Origin of the sequence: Thioalkalivibrio sp. HK1, assembly GCA_000583135.1 — a bacterium.
Lineage (GTDB): Bacteria > Pseudomonadota > Gammaproteobacteria > HK1 > HK1 > HK1.
Genome location: JFBG01000002.1, coordinates 23,465 through 49,975, shown reverse-complemented (window position 1 = coordinate 49,975; position 26,511 = coordinate 23,465). Strand labels below are relative to the sequence as shown.

Here is a 26,511-nt window from a genome sequence, read left to right as displayed (position 1 = left end):
AAGGGCCCGAAGTGCGAAAGGGCTAGAGGCGAGCATCGAGCATCGAGAACTCGATGCTCGCCCAAGGCTTAGGCCGCTTTGCTTTTCGTCGAGGAGATCCGAATCTCGCCGTCTTCGACCCCCACGGCGATATTCTCTCCGGGAAGAAGATCGCCGGCGAGAAGCGCGCTCGCAAGCGGGTTCTCGACCTGCTGCCGAAGCGTTCGTTTGAGCGGCCGCGCCCCGTAGATCGGATCGAAGCCCCTTTCGGCGAGCAGGCCCATCGCCTCTTCCGATACCTGCAGATGGAAGCCCTGCCCGGCCAAGCGCTCGGAGATGGTATCGAGCTGGATTTCGGTGATCGCGCGGATCTGCTCCCGATCGAGGCGATGAAAGATCACCATCTCGTCGATGCGATTGATGAACTCGGGGCGGAAGCGAGCGCTCACGCTCTTCATCACCGCCGCTTCGAGCATCTTTTTATCGGCACTTCCTTCCACGCCAGGCTCGGAAAGATCGATGATATCCTGCGAGCCCAAGTTGGAGGTCATGATCACCACGCAGTTGCGGAAATCGACGGTGCGACCGTGGCCGTCGGTCAGACGTCCGTCTTCGAGCACTTGCAGCAGCAGATTGAAAACATCCGAGTGGGCTTTTTCGATCTCGTCCAAAAGCACCACCGACCACGGGCGACGACGCACGGCCTCGGTGAGGTGGCCGCCTTCCTCGTAGCCCACATATCCCGGCGGAGCCCCGATCAGTCGGGCCACTTGGTGCTTTTCCATGAATTCCGACATATCGATGCGGATCAAGGCGTCCTCGGTATCGAAAAGGAATTGAGCCAGAGCGCGGGTCAGTTCGGTTTTGCCCACTCCGGTGGGGCCGAGAAACAAGAAGGATCCGTTGGGTCGTTTGGGATCGGCAAGCCCGGCGCGCGCCCGCCTGATCGCATCGGCGATGGCCTTGACCGCTTCATTTTGCCCGATCACGCGCCGGTGCAACTCCTGCTCGATGCGCAGCAGTTTTTCTCGCTCCCCTTCGAGCATCCGATCCATCGGGATCCCGGTCCAGCGGGAGACGATGGAGGCGATCTCGTTCTCCCCGACCCGACTGCGCAGGAATTTCCTTTCCTCGACATCGCCCCTGTCCGCCGCCGCGATATCCCTTTCAAGGCCCGGGATCGATCCGTGCTGCAGTTCCGCCATGCGCGCCAGATCGCCGGCCCGCCGCGCGGTATCGAGTTCTTGTTTCGCCGCTTCGAGCCTTTCTTTGATGTGCATCGTGCTTTGCACCGAAGCCTTCTCGGCCTTCCAGACTTCCTCTTGATCCGAAAAATCCCTCTCCCTCTCGGCGATCTCGGATTCGAGCCGGGCCAAGCGAGTCTTTGAGGCCTCGTCTTGTTCCTTGGCCAGAGCCTCGCGCTCGATTTTGAGTTGGATCAGACGTCTTTCGAGGCGATCCAGCGCTTCCGGTTTGGAGTCGATCTCCACCCGGATCAGGCTGGCCGCCTCGTCGACGAGATCGATGGCTTTATCGGGCAGTTGGCGATCCGTGATGTAGCGATGGGAGAGGGTGGCGGCGGCGACGATCGCGGGGTCGGCGATCTGCACGCTATGGTAGATCTCGTAGCGCTCTTTGAGCCCGCGCAGGATGGCGATGGTGTCCTCGACCGAGGGTTCGTCGACCACGATCCTTTGGAAGCGACGCTCCAAGGCGGCATCCCTTTCGATGTGTTGGCGGTATTCGTCGAGGGTGGTCGCCCCCACGCAGTGGAGTTCGCCGCGGGCCAGCGCAGGTTTGAGCATATTGCCGGCATCCATGGCTCCTTCGGCGTTGCCCGCCCCGACCAAGGTATGCAGCTCGTCGATGAAGAGCACCACTTGGCCTTGCTGTTTGGTGATATCGTTGAGCAGGTTTTTCATCCTCTCCTCGAAATCGCCGCGGTATTGGGTGCCCGCGATCAACGCTCCCATATCGAGGGATAACAAGCGCTTGCCCTTGAGTCTCTCGGGGACTTCGCCGTCGATGATGCGCTGCGCCAGCCCCTCGGCGATCGCGGTTTTACCGACCCCCGGTTCGCCGATCAGCACCGGATTGTTCTTGGTGCGCCGCTGCAGCACCAAAATGGTGCGGCGGATTTCATCGTCGCGCCCGATCACCGGATCGAGTTTCCCTTGGGCGGCGCGCTCGGTGAGGTCGATGGTGAATTTCTCGAGGGCTTGCTGATGCTCCTCCGCATTTTGGCTGGTGATCGACTCCCCCTGACGCAGAGCGTCGATGGCCTCGATCAGCGATTGCCTCACGGCACCGTTTCGGATCAGGAGATCGGCGCATGGCCCGCCGGCTTCCAAGCAGGCGAGCACGAAGAGTTCGCTGGCGATATAGCTATCGTTGCGCTGTTGGGCGAGACGGTCGCAGATATTGAGGTGAGTCATCAGCGCCCGGGAGGGTTGGATATCACCGGCGTCGGGACCATCGACCTGTACGAAGGAGTCGATCATCTGGCCGAGCTGCGAGCGCAAGGAGTCGGTTTTGACCGAAGCGCGGGAGAGAATGTGGCGTACCGTGCCGTCGGTGCGGTCGAGCAGGGCCAGCAGTAAATGCGCAGGTTCGAGGGATTGATGGCGGCGGCCGGCGGCGATGCTCTGGGCGTCGCCGAGCGCCATCTGGAAGTGGGTGGTGAATTTGTCGATTCGCATAGCCCCTCCTTTGCGAGGATGTCCTTTGCGGAAAATATCGTTTCGATAAGCGAATAGATGCGGTCTTGGTCAGGCGAATCAAGCGATTGAGGCGAAGCACCGCAAGGCCGCGCCATCGCGGATCGGTCAAGAGCCTTTTTTCGAAACGATCGGGGGGCGATCGACGCTCGGGGCGATCCAGATCAAGGTGGCCATGCGGCCGGTGATGCCGCGGTCGCGGCGGTGGGAGAAAAAACGTCCGGAGTCGGCGAAGGTGCAAAGATCGCCCCCGTAGATACGATGCACTCCGGCGTTTTTTATCTGCAGCCTTGCGATGGCGAAGAGATTCGCCTGCCATTTGCCGGCGGCGGTGGGACGAAAGGCGTCATCGAAGCCGCCGTTTGCGAAGGCATCGCGGACCTCTTCGCCGACCTCGTAGGCTTCGGGGCCGATCGCAGGCCCGAGCCATGCCAGAAGATCGTCGGGCTCGCATTCCATGGCCTCGATGCAAGCCGGGATCACCCCTTTGGCCAGTCCGCGCCAGCCCGCATGGGCGATTCCGACGCGGCGGGCTTCGTTGTCGCAAAGCGCCACCGGTAGGCAGTCGGCGCTCAATACCGCGCAAGGGGGATCGTCGGGTCTGGCGATGCAAGCATCGGCTTTCGGGGTTTTTGCGCAGGCCAAGGCATCATCGGCGAAAAAGACTTCCTTTCCGTGCACTTGATCGAGCCATAGGGGTTCGGCGGGGAGATCGAGGAATGCTCGTAGTCTTTGCCGGTTGCGCATCACCTGCGCGGGATCGTCGCCGTTGCCGATGCCGAGGTTGAGGGAGGACCAAGCCCCCGAACTCGCCCCTCCCGAACGGGTCGTGCTCAACGCCCGCACCCCGGGCGGAGCGGGCCATCGGGCTTCGATGATCGAAAGGGGTGTCATCGGTCGGGCTTTTCTTCTTCGCGCCTTTCCTCATCGGGTATTTCTTCCAAGGGGTCGGCTTCGATTCGATATTCATGGGTGATCTCGACGCTTTCTCGCAGCATTGCGGTGGCCGAGCAGTATTTCGAAGCCGATAGATCGACGGCGCGCTCCACCGCCTGTTCCCGGATGCGGCGGCCGCTGACGATGAAAGTCAGATGGATGCGGGTAAAGACCGCAGGGATGGCATCGGCGCGCTCGGCCTCGATCTCCACCCGACAATCGCTGAATTTGACGCGCGATTTGCGCAGGATATTGACCACATCGAAGGCGCTGCACGCCCCCAAGCCGATGAGCATCGCCTCCAAGGGTCGAGGTCCGATATTGCGTCCGCCGGCATCCGGGGCACCGTCGATCACCATGGCATGTCCGCTGCCGGATTCGCCGACGAAGGCCACTCGATCCAGCCATTTCACGCTCGCTTTCATGGTCATGTTTCTCATCTCGGGTCTTGGATGATGGGCGGTCTTGCGTCGCTACCTCGAGGGTGCGAGCCAGTCGGAATTGTCATCGATATAGGAGAGCATGATCGTGGACAGGCCGCCGAAAAAACGGTTGGAAAGGGCCAGTGCCTCTTTTCCCAAGTGCCGAAAGTGCCAGCATTCGGGAACATATCCGGTCAGTTCCTCCATCCCCGGAGGATAGGAGATGGAAAAACCGTATTCATGGGCATGAAGGCGGAGCCAGCGCTCGGCGCGGGTGCCGCAAAATGCATTCGAGATGCTCCCGAAGTCGATGGTGGTCCCGAGTTGGTGTTCGGAATGACCGGCGCGGGCCGAGCGTCGGGCCGCCTCCTTCCTCCCCCGCCTTAGCACTTGTCGCGCGAAGATCTCCCGCTGGCGATAGTAGGAGCGATAGGCGGAGGAGATTCTAAGGATGACGCCCTGGCTTTCGGCGGCGGCGCTCATGCGAAGCAAGTCCCGCATGATCAGGGGGTTGACCATCAGCCCCTGGGCGCTCGTATACAGGGCTCGATAGCGATCCAGAGGAACCAAGTGCGGGGGGCGGTAGGAGGCCGGAAGGGAACGGGTCTTGTCGACGGGGCTGAAATAACGGGTCGATGCCAATTGCAGGACCGGTCTTAGCATCGAAACGAAGCGATCCGGATCCGAGGATATCGCCGCTTGCACCGACTCCGGCAGGTCGGCAATCGATTCCATCAATCGCTCCGGCGGGATATCGAAGCCTTGGATCGGATCGTGATTCGACGGCAGGTTGATCGGGGATAGCTGGGCCTTCGCCGGGGGCAGCGATATCGCCGCCAGCAACAACGCGATTTCGAGCAGATAGGCAAGCCCGGCCTTGGGCTTTTTCCGCCCTTTGCGTGCGTGCAGCATCGAGGGCAAGGGCTTGCGCCTTTCGCTAGAAGCCGGCCCTTCGCCGCCATCAGGAGTCAAAGAAGATCTCCCGCAGAGCGCTTCCCGGATCGCCGGCCCGCATGAAGGCCTCCCCGACAAGGAATCCATGCACTCCGGCGGCGCGCAATCGCTCGACATCCGCCCGGCGATGGATACCGCTTTCGGTGATCACCGTGGCGTCTTGCCGGATGCGATCGAGCAGGCGAAGGGTGGTATCCAAGGTGGTATCGAAGGTATGCAGGTCGCGATTGTTGATCCCGACGAGGCGAGGGCGAAGATCGGCGATGCGCGCAAGTTCCCGCTCGTCATGCACCTCCACCAGCACATCGAGCCCGATCTCTTGTGCCAGATCCGCCAGCGCATGGAGATTCGCATCGTCCAGGGCGGCGACGATCAGCAAGATGCAGTCGGCTCCCAAGGTGCGGGCTTCGAAAACCTGATAGGGATCGATCACGAAATCCTTGCGCAATACCGGCAAGGTGCAGGCGGCCCGGGCTTCGATCAGGTGCTTGTCGTCGCCTTGGAAGAAGCGAGCGTCGGTGAGCACCGATAGGGCGCTTGCGCCGGCGGCGGCATAACTGCGTGCGATATCGGGGGGGTCGAAGGCCTCTCGCAGCGTCCCCTTGCTGGGCGAGGCTTTTTTGATCTCGGCGATGACCGTGGCATTGCCTGCGGCGATTCGGGCCTCGATCCGGTCGGCGAATCCTCTGGTCGCACTCGACGCCTTCGCCCTTTCGCGCAATTCCCGCAGCGGGACCCTGGCCGCTCGCTCGGCGATTTCCACTTTTTTATGGCGGATGATCCGCTGCAGGATATCGGGCCGCTTGTCGTCGGGAGGCGACGGATGCTCTGGTTGGGACATGCCGATGGATTGCCCTTTCGAAGGTCGGGTGATCGCCGATGCGGGATCGATTTTCAACGATCGGATGGATCGGGTGCGTTGCTGACGGCAATCAGCCGCTCCAAGGCTCGAGCGGCATTCCCGCTGCGGATGCTTTCGCGCGCGCACTCGATCCCTTCCGAGAGATTCGAAGCGCCGCCGCCGACATAGATGGCGGCCCCGGCATTGACCGAGGTGATATCGCTTGCAGGTCCTGCGACACCGCTGAGCACACCTTGGATCATGTCGAGGCTCGCTTGCGGGGAATCGACGGTGATCGCCCGGGCATCGATGGAAGGAAAGCCGAATTGCGCAGCGTCCAAGGTATAGGAGCGAACAACGCCTGCGTGCAGTTCGGCGATATGGGTCAAGGCCCCGATGCCGATCTCGTCCAGCCCGTTCTCGCAGTGGACCACCATGACATGCTCGCTGCCCAGGGTTTGAAGCACCCTCGCCAAGGGTTCGACGAGATCGGGCGAAAAAACGCCGATCACCTGTCTGGTGGCGCCGGCGGGGTTGGTGAGCGGGCCGAGCACGTTGAAGATGGTGCGCACCGCCATTTCCCGGCGGGGGCCGATGGCGTATTTCATGGCTCCGTGATGCGCCGGGGCGAAGAGAAAGCCGACTCCCGCTTCGTCGATGCAGCGCGCGATCCGCTTCGGATCGGCATCGAGTCGAACGCCCGCCGCTTCCAGGACATCGGCGCTGCCGGATCGCCCGGAAATCGAGCGATTGCCGTGTTTTGCGACCCGCACCCCGGCTCCGGCGGCGACCAAGGCCCCGGCGGTGGAGATATTGAAGGTGCCGCCGGCGTCGCCGCCGGTCCCGCAGGTATCGACCAAGCGATCTCGATCGACCTCCACCGGGGTCGCCAGCGAGCGCATGATACGGGCGGCGGCGGCGATCTCCTCGACCGTCTCGCCCTTCATTCGCAGCCCCACGAGGAAGCCGCCGATCTGCGCCGGGGTGCATTCGCCGGTCATGATCGCCTGCATGACCTCGCCCATCTGCGCGTTTTCCAAGTCTTGGCCGTGGATGACGGTTTCGATTGCCGATTGGATATTCATGATGTCGATGGAATCGTCGAGATGAAAAGGGGATGGATTCGAAGGGGTATGGCTTTTTTCGGTTGCGCTTGCAGGCGATTCGTCATCGACCGTCGATTGCGCTTTCGACCGTCAACATGATCTTGCCGATATGCTCGCCGCTTTCCATCAGGCGATGGGCCTTGTGTGCATCTTGCAGCGGAAAACGGGAGTGGATGATGGGGCGCATCGCCTTGGATTCGAGGTGCGGCCACAGGTTCTTTTGCAGCGCCCGGGCGATCTCCGATTTTTGCTCGACGGTGCGAGGGCGCAAGGTGGAGCCGGTGAGGGTGAGGCGTTTGAGCATGATCGGGAGCACGTTGAATTCGGCGACTTTCGGTCCTCGTTGCACCGCGATCACCACCAATCGGCCATCAAAGGCGAGGCATTCGATATTGCGCGCAAGATAGTCCCCCGCCACCATATCCAGCACCACATCCACGCCCCGTCCTTCGGTGAGAGTCTTGATCCTCTCGACGAAGTCCTCTTTGCGATAGTCGATCGCCGCCGAAGCCCCGAGTTCGAGGCAGGCCTCGCATTTTCGATCGGATCCGGCGGTGGCGAAGACGCGAACCCCCAAGAGTTTGGCCAGCTGGATCGCGGTGGTGCCGATACCGCTCGATCCGCCGTGTACGAGCAGCGATTCGCCCGATGAGAGGCGAGCGCGATCGACGAGATTGGTCCAGACCGTGAAGAGGGTCTCGGGCAAAGCGGCGGCATCGACGATATCGAGTCCATCGGGGATCGGCAGGCACAAGGGAGCGGGGGCGGTGCAATATTGTGCATAACCGCCGCCGCTGACCAGAGCGCAGACCTTGGTGCCGTCGCCCAAATCGGATACCCCCTCGCCTCGGGCGACGACGCTGCCGGCGATCTCGAGGCCCGGGATATCCGAAGCCCCCGGGGGAGGCGGATAGAGCCCCTTGCGTTGCATCACATCCGGTCGGTTGATGCCCGCGGCCTCGACTCGGACGAGGACCTCCCCCGGAGCCGGGACGGGGATCGGGCGCTCGACGGGGACGAGGACTTCGGGATCGCCGGGGGAGGATATCTCGATGGCGATCATCGTTTTTCGAAGGTCGGGGCTGCTCATGATGATTGATGATCCTTGGGCGGGCACTGTCTTAAGGTAGCGCTCGTCGATCCCGTTCAAGACTTCGAAGGTCAAGACGTCGAAGATCTTGGGCGCTGTCGGTCGGGTCGGTCAAGGCCATGGGCGATGAAAGAGGGATTTTCGAAACCGGGTTTTCCATATCTCAAGGGAGGGCCGTCGAGGGTGCCGACATCCCCGCCGGCGGCGCGAAGGAGGGCATGCCCGGCGGCGATATCCCACTCCATCGTGCGTCCGAAGCGGGGATAGACATCGGCGTTACCCTCGGCGATCCGGCACAGTTTCAAAGACGAACCGGCGTGGATGATCCTCGTTATCTTGTGCCGCTCCAGCCAAGCGGCGGTTTCGGAATCCCGGTGGGAGCGGCTGCTGATCGCCAAGGGATCGGATCCCGCCGAGCGGCAGGCGATCGCTTGCGCTTGTTCGTTTTTCCGCATCCGCCATGCCTTGCCGTCGCCGACGGTCCAGAAGGTCTCGCCCAAGGCCGGGAGATGCACCGTTCCCGCGATCGGAACCCCGCCCTCGACGAGGGCGATATTGACCGTGAACTCCCCGTTGCGGCGGATGAATTCGCGGGTGCCGTCCAAGGGATCGACGAGAAAGAAAGCATCGTCGGCAAAACGCGCATCGCCGGCGCCGCTTTGCATGTCGGGGAGCGAGCCGGCGGCGAAGGATTCCTCGGCGATCACCGGTATCTTAGGGGCCCATTGCCCGAGCTCGTGCAAGATGATCCGCTCGGCCGCGGTATCGGCGGATGTCACCGGGGTGGCATCGGGTTTGTCGTGCACCGAGAAATCACCGGCGTAGATATCGAGGATCTCGGCCCCGGCCAAGACGGCGATCTCGCGCAGATTCTCCAATACCTCCTGCCTCGTGGCTCGATCCTTTGCCCTTGCCATCGACGATTCTTCCTTTTCAGCGTCTTCAGCGTCCGCCGGCGACATCGATGAAAGAAGCGGTGGTATAGGAGGATTCTTTCGAGGCCAACCACAAGATGGCTTTCGCCACCTCGATGGCGTCGCCGCCGCGGGCCATCGGCACGCGGGATTTGAGTTTTTCCACCCGATCGGGATCGCCGGAAAGGGCGTGGATGTCGGTGTGGATCAACCCCGGGCGCACCGCATTGACCCGGATCCCTTGATCGGCGACTTCGTTCGCAAGACCGATGGTCATGGTATCCACCGCCCCTTTGGAGGCCGCATAGTCGATGAATTCCCGAGGCGCACCCAAACGAGCGGCGACGGAGGAGAGGTTCACGATGCTCCCGCCGTTGCCGCCGTGACGAAAGGCCATGCGTCGCACGGCCGCCCGACAGCATAGAAAGACTCCGATGACATTGACGGACAGGGTTCGTTGCACCCGATCCAGATCCATGGTATCGAGTGTCGTTTGTCTTCCCAAAAGTCCGGCATTGTTGACAAGCGCCGAGATCGCCCCGAACTCGGCGTCGACCTCGGCGAAGATTCGTTCGACATCGATCTCCGACGCCACATCCCCTTGCAGGGCCAAGGCTCGGGCTCCTTCCTTTTCGATCCCGTCGACGATCGCCTGCGCCGCGGTGCGATCCCGGTGGTAGGTGATGGCCACGTCGTAGCCGCCTTTTGCCGCGAGCATCGCCGTGGCCGCTCCGATGCCGCGGCTTCCTCCGGTGATCAAGATGGTTTCGCGCAAAGCAAGGCTACCTCGTCGGTCGGTGGGAGAATCTCGTCTTCGCCCGATGCTTCGGCGGCGGGCGATCCATTCGAATTATAAATCCACGCTTCGAGCCCCCCATCGTCCGCCGCTTTTTCGAATGCTTTCGATGGAATCGCTCGGTGGAATGATTCGTATCGATATCAGTGCATCCTCGACATCGGATCACGATCCCTCCCATGACTTATGCGTTCGACCTGTGCACTTCGATCCGATACGGCTTTTTTGCATCGGAGCGGGGGATTTTTTTCGAACGGGGGGTGTCGGGGGATTTACAATGCCTCGCTTGGCGTCGATCGGCGCATCGAATGCCCTTTTTGTATCGGTACTTGGAATCCTCGCCGATGAACAAGGCATTTCGATCGGGCGACGATCCGCCTCGATCCTTAGGCATACAATCGCCCCCGGTTTCGAAGGCCTCTTGCAAAGGGCGGGTGAATCGGTGATTCCAAGAGCGGCCCCGGCACGGCATCGAAAGTCCATCTTCCCATCTCTTGCGTTTGAAATCCTTCCTTTTGTCCCATTTGCCGCGCGGCCTTACGCTTTCGAAGATGACGATGCCATCGATGCGTGCGGATCAAGACCGAAGCACCCACTCACCGATGCCACATCATCGGGGCTCGATGCTCTCAAGCCTCTCTTCGGGCGAGCATCTCGTCGTTCCGCTTCTCCTGTTGGCCACGGTCATCGCTCTTTTCGCCGCCTGCTTGTTGGGTTCGACCCCTTTGGGTGTCCACAGGGTGTCGGCCGCGCTGCTATTTCCCTTTCGATCCATCGGCGAAGGCGAAACGAGCGCGGTGCTTGCCTCCGGTCTTTCGGTCCAAGCCGCCGATTCCTTGGTGATCTGGCAAATCCGATTGCCCAGGGCCTTGGCCGCCTTCATGACCGGAGCCGCTTTGGGAGCGAGCGGGGCCGCCTTGCAGGGGTTGTTGCGCAATCCATTGGCCGAGCCCGGGGTGCTGGGGGTCTCGGCCTGCGCCGCCTTGGCTGCGACCTTCACGATTTATTACGGTCTCGCCTCCTCTTCGGGTCTTGGCGCTTATGCGGTTCCGATCGCGGCCATCGGCGGCGCGGTGGCCGCCACCGCCTTGCTCGCCTTCGCCGCTCGTCGTACTTCATCGGTCGTGACCTTGATCTTGATCGGGGTGGGACTATCGGCTTTCGCCGGGGCTTTGATGTCGCTGTTATTGAATCTGGCTCCGAACCCCTTCTCGCTGGCGGAGATGATCAACTGGATGTTGGGTTCGGTCGCCAATCGCAGCTATGACGATATCGCATTGGTCGCGCCTTTTTTGATTGCCGGATTTGCGCTTCTTTTCACCACCCGCCGCGGTCTTTTCGCCCTGACCCTGGGCGAGGAGGCGGCCGCCGGAGTCGGGTTGCACCTCGGGCGACAGCGGGTGGCGGTGGTCGTAGGCGCAGGGCTCGCCGCCGGGGCCGGCGTCGCTTTGGCGGGGGCCATCGGTTTCGTCGGCATCATCGCCCCTCACTTGATACGACCGTTGGTGGGCCACGATCCGGCGCGCAGCCTCTTGCCCTCGGCATTGCTGGCGGGCTTGATTCTGGTGCTTGCCGATATCGGGGTGCGCCTGTTGCCGAGCGCGACGGAGCTCAAACTCGGGGTGGTCGCCGCCATCATCGGGGCTCCGATCTTCATCTGGATCGCGGCCCGGCGCCGAAGCGACCATGGCTGAATCGTCGATGCCGGATCTCGTGGTATCGAAGCTCGAGGTACGAGCCAAGGCCGAGCGTGGCGCCCCGATCCTGGTGAGGGATGCCTCGTTCACCTTAAGCGGCGGGGAGATGTCGATCCTCGTCGGTCCCAACGGAGCGGGCAAGACCACCCTCCTTCGGGCCGCGATGGGACTGTTGACGCCGAGTGCCGGAAGGGTGCGTTTGGGGGGTGAGGATCCGGCGCGGATGTCGCCTTCGAAGCGGGCGCGAAAGATCGCTTGGCTGCCCCAGATCCGCCCTCTCGCCTGGCCCAATCGGGTGCGGGATATCGTTTCTCTCGGGAGATTCGCCTACGGCGCCTCCCCCGGAAGGCTCGGTGAAGAGGACGCCGCCGCGGTGGATCGCGCGATGGCGGCGGCAGGGCTTGCGGCCTTTTCCGAACGCTCGGCGGATACGCTTTCCGGCGGGGAAATCGCCCGCATGCACTGCGCCCGGGCCCTTGCCGCGCAAGCCCCGCTGTTGCTCGCCGACGAGCCGGTGGCGGCGCTCGATATCCGCCATCAGCTGCAAGTGATGACCCTGTTGCAGCGCCATGCAAGGCGAGGCGGCGGGGTGCTGGCGGTGTTGCACGATATCGCATTGGCAGCCCGCTTTGCCGATCGCTTGTTGTGGATGAAGCAAGGGAGCATCGTCGCTAGCGGCCCTTGCGAGGAAACATTGGACTCGAAGCGGATCGAAAGCGTATTCGGGGTGCGGGCGCAAGTTGCCGAGAAAAGGGTGGAGATCGAAGAGCCGATATAAAGGCTCGTCGGCTCGGTGGGTGTTGCGAGGACCCAAGGGATCGAACTCGATCGACGATTCATCGGGAAGTTCCAAGGAATGGATGCATGACCAAGGGAACGAGAAGAGGGTTGAAAGGAAGGCTCGAGGCCGCCTCGTCGGGGGCCATCATGATTCAAGGCACATGCTCGGATGCGGGTAAATCCACCCTCGTGGCCGGGCTTTGTCGCATCGCGTTGCAGCGCGGCTTCAAGGTGGCGCCCTTCAAGCCGCAGAATATGTCGAATAACGCCGCCGCTTGCTCCGAGGGCGGGGAGATCGGACGGGCGCAGGCCATGCAGGCCAAGGCGGCGGGGATCGCTCCTTCGGTGGATATGAATCCCGTGCTCCTCAAACCGCAATCGGATCGCACATCGCAGGTGGTGTTGCAAGGCAAGGCGCTGACCACCTTGCAGGCCGCGGATTACATGCGCACCCGCGCAGGGCTGTTGGAGCGGGTGATGGAGAGCTTCGAGCGCCTTCGTCGGGCATTCGATCTGGTGATCGTCGAGGGCGCCGGGAGCGCGGCGGAAATCAATCTGCGCACCGGGGATATCGCCAATATGGGTTTTGCCAGACGAGCCCGGCTTCCGGTATGTCTGCTCGGGGATATCGATCGCGGCGGGGTGATTGCGGCCGTGGTCGGCACCCGCAAGGTGCTCGACCCTGCGGATGCGGCGTTGATCACCCGCTTTGCCATCAATCGCTTTCGGGGCGATCCCGCTCTTTTCGACGAAGGAGTGCGCGAGATGGAACGGCGCACCGGCTGGCCTTGCGCGGGGGTGATTCCATGGCTCGACGCCGCCCGGCGATTGCCGCAGGAGGATGCGGTGATCGACGAGGCCATCGCTTACCCGGGCGCCTCGGATCGGGGTTCGATCCCCGTCCCCAAACGCTCTTGCCGAGATCGGGTTCGGATCGCGGTTCCGCTGCTATCGCGCATCGCCAACTTCGACGACTTCGATCCCTTGCGCTTGGAGCCTGCGGTGGATTTCGCCTTCGTGCCGCCGGGCCGACCCTTGCCCCGCCATGCGGATGTGGTGATCCTGCCGGGCACGAAATCCACGATCGGCGATCTGGCCTTTTTACGGGCACAGGGATGGGATCATGATCTGATCGCCCATGCGCGCAGCGGCGGGCGGGTGCTCGGCCTGTGCGGCGGCTATCAGATGCTCGGGCGCCGGGTGTGCGACCCCGAGGGCATCGACGGTTCGCCCGGGGAAGTCCAAGGCCTCGGTCTGTTGGATATCGAGACCGTCATGGGAGCGGAAAAATCCGTATGTCAGGTGGTGGGAAAATGCGCTCGCTCGGGGGTCATTCTGCGCGCCTATGAAATCCATGTCGGGGTCGCCTCCGGGCCGGATACCCGACGCCCCTTCGCGCGGCTGATGCTCGGGCTGGCCCGAGGAGGTCGCGGGCGGCGTCAATCGAAGGCCCAAGTAGCGGATCGACCGGAGGGTGCCGTCAGCGCCGATGGCCGCATCGAGGGCACGCACCTACACGGTCTTTTCGCCGGCGATACCTTTCGCTCCAGTTGGCTGTCGAGAGTGGGAAGCGCGGCCCTTTCTTCGCTGGCGTGGGAAGCGCAGATGGAATCGGCGCTCGATGCCTTGGCGGCCCATATCGAGCGTTCGCTCGATGTCGACGCCTTGTTCGACGATGCCTTCGGGGTGCATCCTGCAAGATGCGGCCCGCAATCGATCCCCGCATCCGAGACCATCGAGGAGGCCATCGAGGAAACGATCGAAAAGTGATCCGAAGGGGATCGAAAAGCGCTCGATCGATGCCTGCAAGAGGGTCGGCGATCCGCCGGGCGATCGCTCGTTGAAAGGGCTGAACTACAATATGTCGAGATCCGGCGAGTCTCGCGCGAATATGGGGCGAATATCGGGCCATCGATCTTGCGCTCGATTTTTGGAAGATCGCCCTTGGCTGCACCTTGCCCATCGACTCGCTCATCCAATCGATTTTTTTTCGACGATATCCTTATCCGACCAATGATTCATATCGAAGACGCATTCCCCGAAGGGTCGCTCTCGAGGTTCCCAAGATGAACGCATCGATCGGATCCGGCGCATCGGTCGATAGGGAGATCGTCGAGTTCGCGCGGCATCTGGCCGACTGCGCCGGGGACATGATTCGCCGTGCGGTGCAAGACGAGGGGCGAGAGATCCGTCCGCTCGACAAGGATGACGGTTCGCCGGTTACGTCTCTGGATCGGGAAGTGGAGGTGCGGTTGCGGGAGTCGATCCGCAAGCGTTATCCCGAACACGGCATCATCGGCGAGGAATTCGGTGCCGACCGTCCGGGGGCGGAGCATGTTTGGGTGCTCGATCCCATCGACGGCACCAAGGCTTTCATGGCTCAAGTGCCGGTCTACGGCACGTTGATTTCACTGGCCAGAGATCGACATCCGGTCTTGGGGGTGGTCGATCATCCCTTGTTGTGCGAGCGCTGGACGGGGATCGCCGGCGAAGGCACGTGGTGCAACGACAAGCGTATACGCTTGGGCGAAACCCCCCGACGATTGGAAGAGACGACGGTTGCGATTTCCTCCCCCGATTCTTGTATCGGCGAGGATGCATGCGCCTTGCAGCGTCTCGTGGAGGCGTCGAAATGGAGGGTATACGGCGGGAATTGCTACGGCATCGCCCGGGTATCGAGCGGTCATGTCAACATCGCCTTGGAGTCCCGAGCCGGTATCTACGATTATTGCGCCTTGTTGCCGGTGGTGACGAATGCCGGGGGGGTGATGAGCGGCTGGAAGGGCGAGACCTTGACCATCGATATCGTTCCCGGGGGAAGGATCTTGGCCAGCAACAACCATGACTTGCATCGACAAGCGATGGCTTGTCTGTCGGGAGAGGGGGAATTTTCCCGATAACTCGATCTTCGACGGGTTCGATGCCGGTCCCTTGAAGCTCGCTTGCCGGTCGATGGGTTGGAAGGACCGTCGTTTTTTATCCCGGCTTTTTTCATCCCGGATCGATCGGGTTCGGGCCATCCGTCGCATTCGTCGGCATGGCGAGGATAAGAGGCCCTTTCATCGATGCAAACCGACGATCTCAAGGATGTCGGGCTGCGGGCGACCCGGCCCCGACTCAAAATCCTTTCCATCTTGGAGCGCCATCGTCCTCGTCACATGACGGCGGAGGATGTCTACCGGGCGTTGATGGATAGCGGCGAGGATGTCGGGTTGGCCACGGTCTACCGGGTGCTGACCCAGTTCGAATCGGCGGGGCTCGTGATTCGGCATCATTTCGCCGATTCCCATGCGGTTTTCGAACTCGATTCCGGCGATCACCACGATCATATCGTTTGCATCGACTGCGGTCGGGTAACGGAATTCGTCGATCCGGTGATCGAGCGCCGACAGATTCGGATCGCCCAAGATCGGGGCTTCCGTTTGGCCGATCACTCCCTCGTTCTCCATGCTCGTTGCGAGCGCCGGGATTGCGAGCATCGCCCGCGCTGAAAACCTCTTCGGGATTTTGCCGGATCCGAGCCTTCGTTGACCCTCATGTCCTCGGCGATCCCATTTTGGCCCTTGGGTAGCCGATCGTTCATTCGCTACGGGCTTTGCTCGGTCGACGATCGGGCGCGCCATCGAATCTCGTTCATCGCCGTCGAGGGGATCGATCCATCGATCTAAGAGCCCTTGCCGGCGGCACCCAAGCGGGATTCGATGGCGTCCATCAATCCCCCGGCGATATCGATATCGAAGGCGGCCTCGATCTCCCTGATGCAGGTGGGGCTGGTGACGTTGATCTCGGTGAGAAAGCCGCCGATCACATCCAAGCCCACGAAGAGCAGCCCCCGAGCTTTCAGTTCGGGTCCGATGTGCGATGCGATCTCTCGCATCTTCGGACTGATCTCGACGGCGACCCCGCGGGCGCCGGCGGCGAGATTCCCGCGCGGATCGTCCCCGGTGGGGATGCGGGCCAAGGCGTATTCCATCGGCTCCCCGTCGACCATCAGCACCCGATGATCCCCTTTGCGAATCTCCGGTAGATATCGTTGGCACATCGCATAGCGGGTTTGGTGGGCGCTCAAGGTTTCGAAGATCACTTGCGCGTTCGAATCCCCGGTACGCACCCGAAAGATCGACGCCCCGCCCATGCCATCGAGGGGTTTGATGACGATATCGTCGTGCTCGGCGAGAAAGGCGCTCATGCGAGCGTGATTGCGGGTGACCAGCGTCGGGGGACAGTATCGGGGGAACCATGCGGTGAACATCTTTTCGTTGGCATCGCGCAGGCTTTTGGGGCGGTTGACGACGAGCGTCCCGGCCTCTTCGGCTCGTTCCAAGATATAGGTGGAGTAGATATATTCCATATCGAAGGGAGGGTCTTTGCGCATCAAGATCGTATCCAACGAGGAGAGCGGAGCGGATAGGGCGTTGCCCAAGCGATACCAGTCATGATCATCGTCGCTCACCTCGATCGGGTGCATATCGGCATGGGCATCGCCGTTTCGCAGATAAAGGCCGCCCATTTCGATGCAAAACAGGGACCAGCCCCGCTTTTTCGCAGCCCGCATCAACGCCAAGGTGGTGTCTTTTTTCGCTTCGATGGAAGCGGGGGGATCCATCACGATGCCCATCTTGACGTTCATTGTCGATTCCTCATGCTGTCTTTTTAGATTTGATCGGCCCGGTTTCAAACCGGGGCTTCGAGCACAGGCAAGCGATCCGGTGATCGTCGAGATCGCCAAGCACCGGGCAAGACACATTTTGCAAGCCTTTTACAAGGCTGCGGCGGATAACGGATCGATGTGAAGATCGCGCCCTATCGCTTGCCGGTTGCGAACGATCTTGCAAGGCGGACTCGATCGATTCCAAGCATCGACCCGTCGACAAAGGCGATCTTTGTCCGTAGAAACTCTCCATCGCTCGAATTTTCCACGAAGGGATCGAAATTCCTTTGCGGTAGGCTACTATCGTATCCATGATCTCGCCCCTTCGCATCGCCACCCGTCGCAGTCCCTTGGCTTTGACTCAGGCCGAATTCATCGCCCGTGCGCTCGGCGAGCGATACCCCGATATCGATATCGAGTTGCTGCCGATTCGGACCACCGGCGATCGCTTGCTCGATGCCCCCTTGGCCCGCTTCGGGGGCAAGGGCCTGTTCATCAAGGAACTCGAGCAGGCGCTGCTCGACGGACGGGCCGATCTTGCGGTGCATTCGATGAAGGATGTCCCGGTGGAGTTGCCGGCGGGATTGGCTCTGCCGGTCATCACCGCTCGCGCCGACCCCCATGATGCCTTGGTATCGAAGCGCTTCGATAGCCTTCGAGCGCTACCGCCCAAGGCGCGGATCGGCACCTCCAGCTTGCGTCGGCGTTGTCAGTTGGCGGCCCATCGCCCCGATTTGACGATCGATGTTTTGCGAGGGGGGATCGATACCAGGATCAAACGTCTTGCCGCCGGGGATTTCGATGCCATCGTCCTTGCCGTCGCCGGGCTCGAGCGGGGAGGATATGAAAAGCATATCAGCGAGATTCTGCCGGAGTCGATCATGCTCCCCGCGGCGGGCCAAGGAGCCTTGGGGATCGAGTGTCGCGCCGATGATGCTCGCATCCGGGAGTTGATCGCCCCCTTGGCCTGCCCCGACAGCACCCGTTGCGTGGAAGCGGAGCGGGCCTTCGGACGCCTTCTCGACGGAGGGTGTCAGATGCCGATCGCGGCCTTCGCCACGCTGCGCAACGGGGGCTTGGCTTTGCGGGCCTTGGTGGCGAGCCTCGACGGGCGTCGGGTGCTGCGCACCGAGATCGAAGGCGGCATCGACGATCCCCGAGGCTTGGGAACGAAGGCTGCGCAAGCGATGCTCGATCAAGGGGCGCAGGCGATTTTGGACGAGGTTCGCTCGGAACTCGAAGGCCAAGTCCTGGCCGATGCCCCTTCGCCTCCATCCGATCCCTCATCGCTCGGGCTTCGAAGGAGCGATTCGTGATCCGAGCGAGGACCGACGCCGCCCCCCGAGCGAGGGCAAGCCCTCATCGTTCATCGGATCGGGGTCCCCGGATCGAATCATCCGCCGCCGCAGATCGCATCTTCGAGGGTCGCTTGCAGGGGATGAGAGTGCTTGTCACTCGCCCGCAACCCTCGGCCGATGCCTTGGCCGAATCGCTTGGCCAAGAGGGGGCGTCGGCGATCTGCGTGCCCGCGATCGAAATCGTCCCCTTGCGCGAGGCGGCGATCGACGTCTTTTCTCCCGCCCCCGATGAGCCGGCGATATTCACCAGCGTCCCCGCGGTCGAGTTTTTCTTCGCGCAGACGTTTTCCGCGCCGCCGAAGGAGGCCTTGATGCGACTGCCGCGCGCGGTCTTCGCCATCGGCCTGGCGACCGCCGCCGCCTTGAAGGAGCGAGGGGTTACCGAGGTTCTCTTGCCGCCGAGGGGAGGCTTCGACAGCGAGGGATTGCTCGCCGCTCCCGCACTTGCCGCCCGGTATATCCGCAGGCGAAGGGTGTGGATCGTCAAAGGGGAGGGTGGCCGTCGATTGCTGGGCGATACCTTAAGTCGGCGCGGTGGGATCGTTTTCGAGATCTGTCTTTATCGTCGCCGGGCTCCGGCGGGGCTGGCAAGCGCCCTCGACGATCTCGGGCACCGGGGTGCCTTCGCCTCCATCGATGCGATCACCGTCGCCAGTGTCGCCACTTTCGATTATTTGCTCGCAGCCACCGATCGAGCCCGAGCGTGGCTTGAAGATATCCCGCTGGTCGCCGCCGGAGAGCGGGTTGCGAGCGCGATTCGTTCCCAGCGATTCGAGCGAGTCGTCGCCGCCGCCGATGCAAGCCATGCCGCTTTCGTCGAGGCTCTCGTTGCCATTCGCCATTCGACCGGCGACGAGGGCTTCGAGCGACGCTGCGGGGGCGGCAAGTGAATCGCGATATCCGCATCGGGCTCGAGATCGTCAACCGTCTCGGTCTGCACGCCCGCGCCGCGGCCAAACTCTCTTGTCTCGCCGCCACCTTCGACGCCGATCTTCGGTTGCGCCGGCAGGACGAACGCGAAGCCAATGCCAAGAGCATCATGAGTTTGATGATGCTCGCGGCGACGAAGGGAACGCGGCTCGAACTCGTGGCCCGGGGCGCGGATGCATCGGTGGCGGCGGCGGCGATCGCGGCTTTGGTGGCCAATCGCTTCGACGAGGCGGAATAGGGCGAATGAGAACCATCAACGGGATCGGCGCCTCGCCCGGTATCGCGATCGGGGTGATCGAGGTCTACGGCGGCCGTTTCCGGGAAGAGGTGATCCGCCGCGAGATAGAAGCCGACAAGGTGTCGCAGGAGGTGCGCCGTTTTCAGCGGGCGATCATCGAAGCCCGGCGAGAACTACGGGGGATCAAGAAAAAAATCCCCGCAGGCGCCCCGGCCGAGATCGCCGCTTTCATCGATACCCATCTGTTGATGCTCGATGACGAGATGATCGCTCGCGCTCCTTTGTCCACCATCCGCAACAAGCGCTGCAATGCGGAGTGGGCGCTTCGGATGGCGCGAGATGGTTTGGTCCAGGCCTTCGATGCGATGGACGATGACTATCTTCGTACCCGTCGAGATGATGTCGATCATGTGATCCAAAGGGTTTTCGCGCGGCTGGCCTCGCCCGGGGCGGCCAAGAACAAGATCCTTTTCGAGGTCGACGACAAACAAGGGGCCGGGAAAAAAGCGGTCAGAGATCGAATCGTCTATGCCGAGGATCTCAGCCCCGCCGATACCTTGCAGATGCCCCACGATCGAATCGCAGGCTTCATCACCGGCTTCGGCGGACCGAATTCGCATACCGCCATCCTGGCCCGTAGCCTCGACATACCGGCGGTGGTGGGGCTGCAACGAGGCGGCGGAACGGAATTCCTGCAGCCGGGGGAGGAGGTGATCATCGACGGGCGGGAAGGAAGCGTCGTCGTCGGCCCGGATTCGGATCGCAAGCGCACCTTCAACCGACAAAAGCGCGAGATCGCCCGGATCCGGGCGGTGCGGCGCAAGCTGCGCCGAGCCCCGACGATCAGCGCCGATGGCGAGAAGGTGAGCCTGCAAGCCAATGTCGAACTCCCCGGCACCGATATCGCCTCCGCCTTGCTTAGGGATAAAGTGGCGGGGATCGGCCTGTGTCGTACCGAGTATCTCTTTCTCAATCGAGAGACTCCTCCCGAAGAGCAGGAGCAATATGAGGTCTATTGCGATCTGCTCGCTCGACTCAAGGGCGCTGAAGTGACTTTCCGCACCCTCGACTTGGGAGCGGATCGGCCGGTCGAGGGGATGCGGACCCGGGCCCCGGCGGCCGCCAGTCCCGCCTTGGGCTTGCGGGCGGTGCGCCTGTGCCTTAAGAACGAATCCCTTTTTCGCCCGCAGATAAGGGCTTTGCTGCGAGCGGCGGCGAAAGGGCCGGTACGGATGATGATCCCGATGCTGGCGACCATCGACGAGCTGGATCGGGTGTTGAAGATCGTGCGGGAGTGCGAGAAGGAACTCGACGATCGAGGCGAGATTCGCGGCCGGCAGATGCCGGTGGGGGCGATGATCGAAGTGCCGGCGGCCGCGGTTTGCGCCGATATTTTCGCCAAGCACCTTGATTTTTTATCGATCGGCACCAACGATTTGATCCAGTACACCTTGGCCATCGATCGGGTCGATGACGAGGTCAGCGATCTCTACGATCCCCTCCACCCGGCGGTATTGCGTTTGATTTCGACCACGATCGCCGCCGGGCGCAAAGCCGGAATTCCGGTATCGATGTGCGGCGAGATGGCGGGGGATGCGCGCTGCACCAAGCTCTTGTTGGGGATGGGGTTGCGGGAGTTCTCGGTGCACCCCAGCGCGTTGCTGGAGATCCGTCAGGCCATCGGCGCGGTGCGTATCCCCGATGCCCTTCGCTTGGCCCGACATGTCGTTCGCGCCGCTCGCACCAAGTCGCGTCGCTCCCTGCTCGAAATCCTCGATCGCGATCTTACGACCGATGCGCTCTCGAAGCCGAAAAGCCAAGCGATTTGAATGGGCATCGCTTCGGCACATATTTCGGTACATAGCGAAGGCGCTTTTCGGTTGCCGTGTTTTTTCAATCCCCGGGATCGATTGAGGGTGGAGCCGGACCGCCGGATGATCCTCGGATGTCATGAGAGTGTCATGCCCGGGGCCTTGATCAAAGGAAGCGGAGGATGAGTCAGACCTCGAAGGAAGATTCGCGGGCGGAATTGCTTGCCCGGGTCCATCAATCGCTGGCCGCCGACCCTGCGTCCGATCTGCAGGATCTGCTTGCGGGAGTGCACCCGGGGGAAATCGCCTTCGTCCTCGAATCCCTGCCGCCGGGGGAGCGCGATGCGGTATGGCCGGCGATCGATCCGCAGATCTACGCCGAGGTCTTCGCCGAGCTTCAAGATGTGGTGCGCGCATCGAGGTTGGCGGAACTGCCGCCGGATCGGGTGGCGTGGATCGCCCGGCATATCGATCCCGACGATGCCGCGGATCTCTTGCAGGATCTTCCGGATGATTTTACCGACGAGGTGCTCGCAGCGCTTCCGGGAAGGGAGCGAAGACATTTGGAGGCGGTGCTTCATTACGAAGAGAACACCGCCGGGGGGTTGATGAACCTCGATACGCTGGTCACCCGTCCGGAACGACGCTTGGACGAGGTGCTGCGCCGCTTGCGCGAACGCGGAAATATCCCGGAAAAGACCAACCGCTTGTTCGTCATCGATGGCCAGGGCATCTATCTCGGCTCGCTGCGTTTGGCCGATCTTCTCATCAACGATCCCGAAAGCGTCGTCGAGGATTTGATGCTGAGCGATTTGCCGGCCCTGCCTGCGAGCATGGAGGACAGCGAAGTCGCTCGGCTCTTCGAGCAGCGCAATCTATTCACCGCTCCGGTGATCGATGCCGAGGGAACGCTGGTCGGGCGCATCACGGTCGACGATATCATCGATGTCATCCGCGAGGAGGGCGATCATTCATTGATGAGCATGGCCGGGCTCAACGAGGAGGAAGAGCTCTTCTCTCCGGTGATCGACGCTGCGCGCGCGCGTTTGTTGTGGCTTGCGGCCAACCTCGCCACCGCCTTCGTCGCGGCGTGGGTCTTCGGTCTTTTCGAGGCCACGATCCGGGAAATCGTCGCCTTGGCGGTGTTGGTGCCGGTGGTGGCGAGCATGGGAGGGATCGCGGGGATCCAGACCCTGACCCTCGTCATCCGGGCGCAGAGCCTGGATCGGGTCGGCCGCGCCAATTTCGGGGCCTTGATGATGCACGAGCTTCGCGTGGGGCTGATCAACAGCGCGATTTGGTCGACGGTGGTGGGATTGGTCGCTTGGCTGTGGTTCGATCGACCGATCCTCGGGGCGGTGGCGGCCGGGGCCTTGGCGATCAATTTCATGAGTGGAGTCATGTCGGGGGCGATCATCCCCGTCCTTCTCAAGCGCATGAAGATCGATGCCGCATTGGCCGGAGGGGTGATCCTCACCACCGTGACCGATGTGGTCGGCATCTTCGCCTTGCTGGGAATGGGCTCTTATTTCCTGCTCGGGTGAGGCTGGCCCTTTGGTGTCCGCGAATCGAGTCTTTGCCGAGGACGATCGCCGAGAAACGAAGAAGCGAGCGAACGAGCGAAAGGGTTTACCAGTCGATGATCGACCAGTGCGGCAGTCCCTCTTTCGAGGGCTCGAGTTCTTTCGATGGGCTTTCGATGCGCCCGTTGCCGTCGGCATCGATCAGCCAGTAGCGGGGAAAGACCCCGGGCTGTATTTTCACCGCCTGCAAGCGTCTTTCCCCCGGATATTCGGTGATCCATCGCTCTTCGATGCCATCGGGGGTCTTCTCGGTCGGGCTGTCGAGCGAGGGGGTGAACGCCGGGGCGAGGGCTTGGCCGCTTTGAATCTGCGGGGGCGGCGGTGGAAGATCGAGCAGGGATTCGAGCCTTTGCGTCGAATCGTCGGCCTGTACGCCCGCGCCGCCGACGATGCAGGCGACGATGAGCAGCGATGATCGGAAAAAAGCGCGATCGCAAGGGCGCATGATCGGGTTCTCCTCGATGGATCCGGGGTGGGCCATCATCGATCCCCGGCTTTTGAAAATCTCGGAATTGTCGCGGATGTCGTCGAAGGAACGATCGGCAAGGCGAGAGAGCCCGATCGCGATGAACGATCGGGTATTTTAGGGCCGGGGATAATGATCGCTCGGTCGATCATCGCTCGCCGCCGATCATCGACAGCATCGATGATCGGATGATCGCCGAAAAGCGTTTCGACCTCCGCTCGCCTCGAACCTGCGCACTATACTGCCATGAACGGCATCGTGCGCCTTTTATCGGCTCGATAACAGCGGATGAAATCATCTTGGACAATGCGAAAAAAGGCAAGGATATGCCCGAAGAACGCCCTCGTTTGGTCTTGGTGGATGGATCCTCGTATTTCTATCGCTCCTACCATGCACTGCCTTCGCTCAACAATTCCGCCGGGCAGCCGACGGGGGCCATCTACGGAATGACGCGGGTGATGCAGCAGCTGCGGCGGCGTTATGCCCCGACCTACGCCGCGGTGGTCTTCGACGCCCCGGGCAAGACCTTCCGCGATGCGATCTACCCCGCCTATAAAGCGAATCGACCCTCGATGCCCGACGAACTGCGGGCGCAAGCGGATCCGACCCGCGATATCGTGAAGGCTCTGGGCTATCCGATGCTGATGATCCCCGGGGTCGAAGCCGATGATGTGATCGGCACCTTGGCGATCGGAGGGCGCAAGGCGGGAATGGAAGTGCTGATCTTCAGCGGTGACAAGGATATGGCGCAGCTGGTCGGCGATTCCATCTTTTTGATGCGTCCGGTCGATCGCAAGGCGGCGGGGGGTGGATCGGCGGAGGAAGTCCGCCTCGATGCGAAGGGGGTGCATGAGAAATACGGCGTGCCCCCGAAATTCATCATCGACTATCTGGCTCTGGTCGGGGACAGCTCCGACAATGTTCCGGGGGTGCCCAAGGTCGGGCCGAAAACGGCCGCGAAATGGCTGGCCGAATATCGAGGACTCGATGGCCTTGTCGAGCATGCGGATGAAATCCAAGGCAAGGTCGGCGAATCCCTGCGCGCAAGCCTGGGGCAGATACCGCTTTCGAAGGATTTGGTGACCATTCGCTGCGATCTGGATCTGGATGCCGCTCTTTGCGATCTGGCATTGAAAGAACCGGATCGAGAACGGCTGGTCGAGCTTTACCGGCTATTCGAGTTCAAGACTTGGCTCAAAGAACTCGAGTCCGAAGAAATCGAGGGATCGAGCCCTGCGGACGATCGCAATGCCGGTGACGATGAATCGACGGCGAGCGATTTCGGTGCCGCCCTTCGCATCGATACCGTTCTCGACGAGGCTCTGCTCGATGTTTGGATCGAGCGCCTGTCGTCGGCGACGGAGGTGGCGATTGCCCTCAAGACCACCACATCTCGGTATATGAGGGCGGTTCCGGTCGGTCTTGCCTTTTGCATCGAACCCGGACATGCAGCCTATATCCCCCTGGGGCATGACGCTCCGGGGACGCCGGAGCAGCTTGCGCCCAAGCGGGTTCTGCAAAGGCTGCAACCGGTGCTCGAATCCGAATCGCCTCGGAAGATCGGCCAGAACCTCAAATACGATATCAGCGTTCTTGCGCTTTCGGGGATCGATCTATCGGGGGTCGCCTTCGATACCATGCTCGAATCTTACGTCTTGGATAGCACCGTCAACCACGATCTCGATTCGCTGGCCGAGCGCTACCTCTCGCACCATAAGACCCGCTACGAGAAGATCGCCGGGCGCGGTACGAAACGGCTCTCCTTCAATGAGATAACGATCGAGCAAGCCGCCGCTTATGCCGCCGAGGAGGCGGAGTTGAGTTTGCGCTTGCACCGGGTTCTTCGCTCGCATCTGCAAGCGCAGCCGGTGCTGGCCGGTCTTTGCGACGAGATGGAAATCCCGTTGGTGCCGATCCTTTCGCGTATCGAGCGAAACGGCGTGAGGGTGGATGCGAAAAAACTGCGGGCGCAAAGCGAAGAACTGGCATCGAAGATGCACCAGATCGAGAAGTCCGCTTATGCCCAGGCGGGCCGGGCTTTCAACCTCGCCTCGGCCAAGCAGATCCGCACCATCCTCTTCGACGAGATGGAATTGCCGGAACTCGGCAAGACCCCCAAAGGGCAGCCATCGACCTCGGAATCGGTGCTGCAGGAGCTGGCGTTCGGGCATGAACTCCCGCGGCTGATCCTTCGGCATCGGGCATTGAGCAAGCTCAAATCGACCTATACCGATGCCTTGCCGGAGTGCATCGATCCCGGCACCGGGCGGGTGCATACCAGCTACCACCAGGCGGTTGCATCCACCGGTCGTCTTTCTTCGTCGGATCCGAATTTACAAAATATCCCGGTGCGCACCCCCGAGGGGCGACGTATCCGCCAGGCCTTCGTCCCCGACGAGGGTCACCTGCTCTTGGCCGCGGACTATTCCCAGATCGAACTTCGGATCATGGCCCATCTTTCCGGCGACGAGGGACTTCGAAGCGCCTTCGCTTCCGGCATCGATATCCACCGCGCGACGGCGGCGGAGGTCTTCGGATTGGATATCGATGCCGTCGACGATGAATCGCGGCGTCGGGCCAAGGCGATCAACTTCGGCTTGATCTACGGGATGTCGGCCTTCGGGTTGGCGCGTCAGCTCGGTATCGATCGGGGGGATGCCAAACACTATATCGATCTCTATTTCTCCCGCTACCCCAAGGTGCATGACTATATGGAAAACGCCAAGGAATGCGCAAGGCAACGAGGTTTCGTGGAGACGGTTTTCGGTCGCCGCTTGCACTTGCCCGATATTCGTTCGCGCAACAATCAGCGTCGACAATATATGGAACGCACCGCAATCAACGCTCCGATGCAAGGCACCGCCGCCGATATCATCAAACGGGCGATGCTGTCGATCGATCGGTGGATCGCCGATAGCAAGGTTCCGGCGCGGATCATCATGCAGGTGCATGACGAGTTGGTTTTCGAAATCCCCAAGGGGGCGGTCGATGAGATAGCGCCTTCGATCAAGCAGCGGATGAGCGAGGCGGCGCAGCTTCTCGTGCCTTTGGAGGTGGATATCGGCATCGGGGAGAATTGGGACGAGGCGCATTGAGGGCGCATCGGGGTCCCAAGCGCGAGCGGGCAGTGCAAGCGGGCAGTGCAAGCGCCGATTACAGGCGATAGGGCGAGTATCCGTTGCGAAGATCGCTCGCTGCGATTTTCATGCGCTTCGCCATTCGAAAGGGCTCGGTTTTTTTTC

At 61.8% G+C, this 26,511-nt stretch carries 22 protein-coding genes; 11 read left to right on the top strand and 11 right to left on the bottom strand.

From position 1 onward, the window contains the following. Positions 1-68 precede the first annotated feature (68 nt). The 9 genes from clpB to BF99_RS0100720 all read right to left on the bottom strand — a co-directional run bounded on the left by clpB (position 69) and on the right by BF99_RS0100720 (position 9,734). Entirely contained in the window at positions 69-2,672 is a 2,604-nt protein-coding gene (clpB, locus tag BF99_RS0100765; RefSeq protein ID WP_025769345.1) for an ATP-dependent chaperone ClpB, read from the bottom strand. Between the two features lie 132 nt (positions 2,673-2,804). Further along, positions 2,805-3,590, bottom strand: a complete 786-nt coding sequence (gene pgeF, locus BF99_RS0100760) for a peptidoglycan editing factor PgeF (protein WP_025769344.1) — start codon at positions 3,588-3,590, stop codon at positions 2,805-2,807. Then, on the bottom strand, positions 3,587-4,057 hold the full coding sequence (locus BF99_RS0100755; RefSeq protein ID WP_025769343.1) for an OsmC family protein: 471 nt from the start codon (positions 4,055-4,057) through the stop codon (positions 3,587-3,589). The genes pgeF and BF99_RS0100755 overlap by 4 nt, the downstream gene beginning before the upstream one ends. A gap of 48 nt (positions 4,058-4,105) precedes the next feature. After that, the gene (locus tag BF99_RS19895) at positions 4,106-4,966 is read right to left on the bottom strand and encodes a M15 family metallopeptidase (RefSeq protein WP_197018983.1); all 861 of its coding nucleotides are present in this window, start codon (positions 4,964-4,966) and stop codon (positions 4,106-4,108) included. A 49-nt stretch (positions 4,967-5,015) separates the two neighbouring features. Beyond that, positions 5,016-5,849 carry an indole-3-glycerol phosphate synthase TrpC gene (gene trpC, locus BF99_RS0100745; protein ID WP_051482727.1) on the bottom strand — a complete coding sequence of 278 codons (834 nt, stop codon included), beginning with the start codon at positions 5,847-5,849 and terminating at the stop codon, positions 5,016-5,018. Between the two features lie 53 nt (positions 5,850-5,902). Next, positions 5,903-6,934 carry an anthranilate phosphoribosyltransferase gene (trpD, locus tag BF99_RS0100740; protein ID WP_025769340.1) on the bottom strand — a complete coding sequence of 344 codons (1,032 nt, stop codon included), beginning with the start codon at positions 6,932-6,934 and terminating at the stop codon, positions 5,903-5,905. A gap of 82 nt (positions 6,935-7,016) precedes the next feature. Then, positions 7,017-8,045: an NAD(P)H-quinone oxidoreductase gene (locus BF99_RS0100730; protein WP_197018982.1), complete on the bottom strand. Its 1,029-nt coding sequence runs from the start codon at positions 8,043-8,045 to the stop codon at positions 7,017-7,019. A 71-nt stretch (positions 8,046-8,116) separates the two neighbouring features. Further along, the gene (cysQ, locus tag BF99_RS0100725; protein ID WP_051482726.1) at positions 8,117-8,962 is read right to left on the bottom strand and encodes a 3'(2'),5'-bisphosphate nucleotidase CysQ; all 846 of its coding nucleotides are present in this window, start codon (positions 8,960-8,962) and stop codon (positions 8,117-8,119) included. A gap of 25 nt (positions 8,963-8,987) precedes the next feature. Next, positions 8,988-9,734, bottom strand: coding sequence for an SDR family oxidoreductase (locus tag BF99_RS0100720; protein ID WP_025769337.1), 747 nt, complete (start codon positions 9,732-9,734; stop codon positions 8,988-8,990). Positions 9,735-10,378: 644 nt separating this feature from the next. Between BF99_RS0100720 and BF99_RS0100710 the strand changes: the two genes are divergently transcribed. The 5 genes from BF99_RS0100710 to fur all read left to right on the top strand — a co-directional run bounded on the left by BF99_RS0100710 (position 10,379) and on the right by fur (position 15,723). Further along, entirely contained in the window at positions 10,379-11,449 is a 1,071-nt protein-coding gene (locus BF99_RS0100710) for a FecCD family ABC transporter permease (protein WP_038096758.1), read from the top strand. After that, positions 11,442-12,230, top strand: coding sequence for an ABC transporter ATP-binding protein (locus tag BF99_RS0100705; protein ID WP_197018981.1), 789 nt, complete (start codon positions 11,442-11,444; stop codon positions 12,228-12,230). Before BF99_RS0100710 ends, BF99_RS0100705 begins: the two co-directional genes overlap by 8 nt. Before the next feature lie 86 nt (positions 12,231-12,316). Beyond that, positions 12,317-14,002, top strand: a complete 1,686-nt coding sequence (locus BF99_RS0100700; RefSeq protein WP_025769333.1) for a cobyric acid synthase — start codon at positions 12,317-12,319, stop codon at positions 14,000-14,002. Positions 14,003-14,298: 296 nt separating this feature from the next. Beyond that, the gene (locus BF99_RS0100695) at positions 14,299-15,132 is read left to right on the top strand and encodes an inositol monophosphatase family protein (protein ID WP_156013102.1); all 834 of its coding nucleotides are present in this window, start codon (positions 14,299-14,301) and stop codon (positions 15,130-15,132) included. Between the two features lie 165 nt (positions 15,133-15,297). Continuing rightward, entirely contained in the window at positions 15,298-15,723 is a 426-nt protein-coding gene (gene fur, locus BF99_RS0100685; protein ID WP_025769331.1) for a ferric iron uptake transcriptional regulator, read from the top strand. A 173-nt stretch (positions 15,724-15,896) separates the two neighbouring features. On the opposite strand, the gene gshB is transcribed toward fur, so the two are convergent. Next, positions 15,897-16,862 (bottom strand): glutathione synthase, encoded by a 966-nt coding sequence (gene gshB / locus BF99_RS0100675; RefSeq protein WP_025769330.1) that lies wholly within the window; start codon positions 16,860-16,862, stop codon positions 15,897-15,899. A 335-nt stretch (positions 16,863-17,197) separates the two neighbouring features. Here gshB and hemC point away from each other — a divergent pair, with 335 nt between their 5' ends. The 5 genes from hemC to mgtE all read left to right on the top strand — a co-directional run bounded on the left by hemC (position 17,198) and on the right by mgtE (position 22,764). Further along, positions 17,198-18,199, top strand: coding sequence for a hydroxymethylbilane synthase (gene hemC, locus BF99_RS0100665; RefSeq protein WP_197018984.1), 1,002 nt, complete (start codon positions 17,198-17,200; stop codon positions 18,197-18,199). Beyond that, positions 18,196-19,131: a uroporphyrinogen-III synthase gene (locus BF99_RS21710; RefSeq protein WP_025769327.1), complete on the top strand. Its 936-nt coding sequence runs from the start codon at positions 18,196-18,198 to the stop codon at positions 19,129-19,131. Before hemC ends, BF99_RS21710 begins: the two co-directional genes overlap by 4 nt. Next, positions 19,128-19,409 carry an HPr family phosphocarrier protein gene (locus tag BF99_RS0100655; RefSeq protein WP_197018980.1) on the top strand — a complete coding sequence of 94 codons (282 nt, stop codon included), beginning with the start codon at positions 19,128-19,130 and terminating at the stop codon, positions 19,407-19,409. Before BF99_RS21710 ends, BF99_RS0100655 begins: the two co-directional genes overlap by 4 nt. Positions 19,410-19,414: 5 nt before the next feature. Next, the gene (gene ptsP, locus BF99_RS0100650) at positions 19,415-21,238 is read left to right on the top strand and encodes a phosphoenolpyruvate--protein phosphotransferase (RefSeq protein ID WP_025769325.1); all 1,824 of its coding nucleotides are present in this window, start codon (positions 19,415-19,417) and stop codon (positions 21,236-21,238) included. A 164-nt stretch (positions 21,239-21,402) separates the two neighbouring features. After that, entirely contained in the window at positions 21,403-22,764 is a 1,362-nt protein-coding gene (gene mgtE, locus BF99_RS0100640; RefSeq protein WP_025769324.1) for a magnesium transporter, read from the top strand. An 85-nt stretch (positions 22,765-22,849) separates the two neighbouring features. On the opposite strand, the gene BF99_RS0100635 is transcribed toward mgtE, so the two are convergent. Then, positions 22,850-23,248, bottom strand: a complete 399-nt coding sequence (locus tag BF99_RS0100635) for a DUF2782 domain-containing protein (protein WP_197018979.1) — start codon at positions 23,246-23,248, stop codon at positions 22,850-22,852. Between the two features lie 347 nt (positions 23,249-23,595). Here BF99_RS0100635 and polA point away from each other — a divergent pair, with 347 nt between their 5' ends. After that, on the top strand, positions 23,596-26,364 hold the full coding sequence (gene polA, locus BF99_RS0100625) for a DNA polymerase I (RefSeq protein ID WP_025769321.1): 2,769 nt from the start codon (positions 23,596-23,598) through the stop codon (positions 26,362-26,364). Positions 26,365-26,511 lie beyond the last annotated feature (147 nt).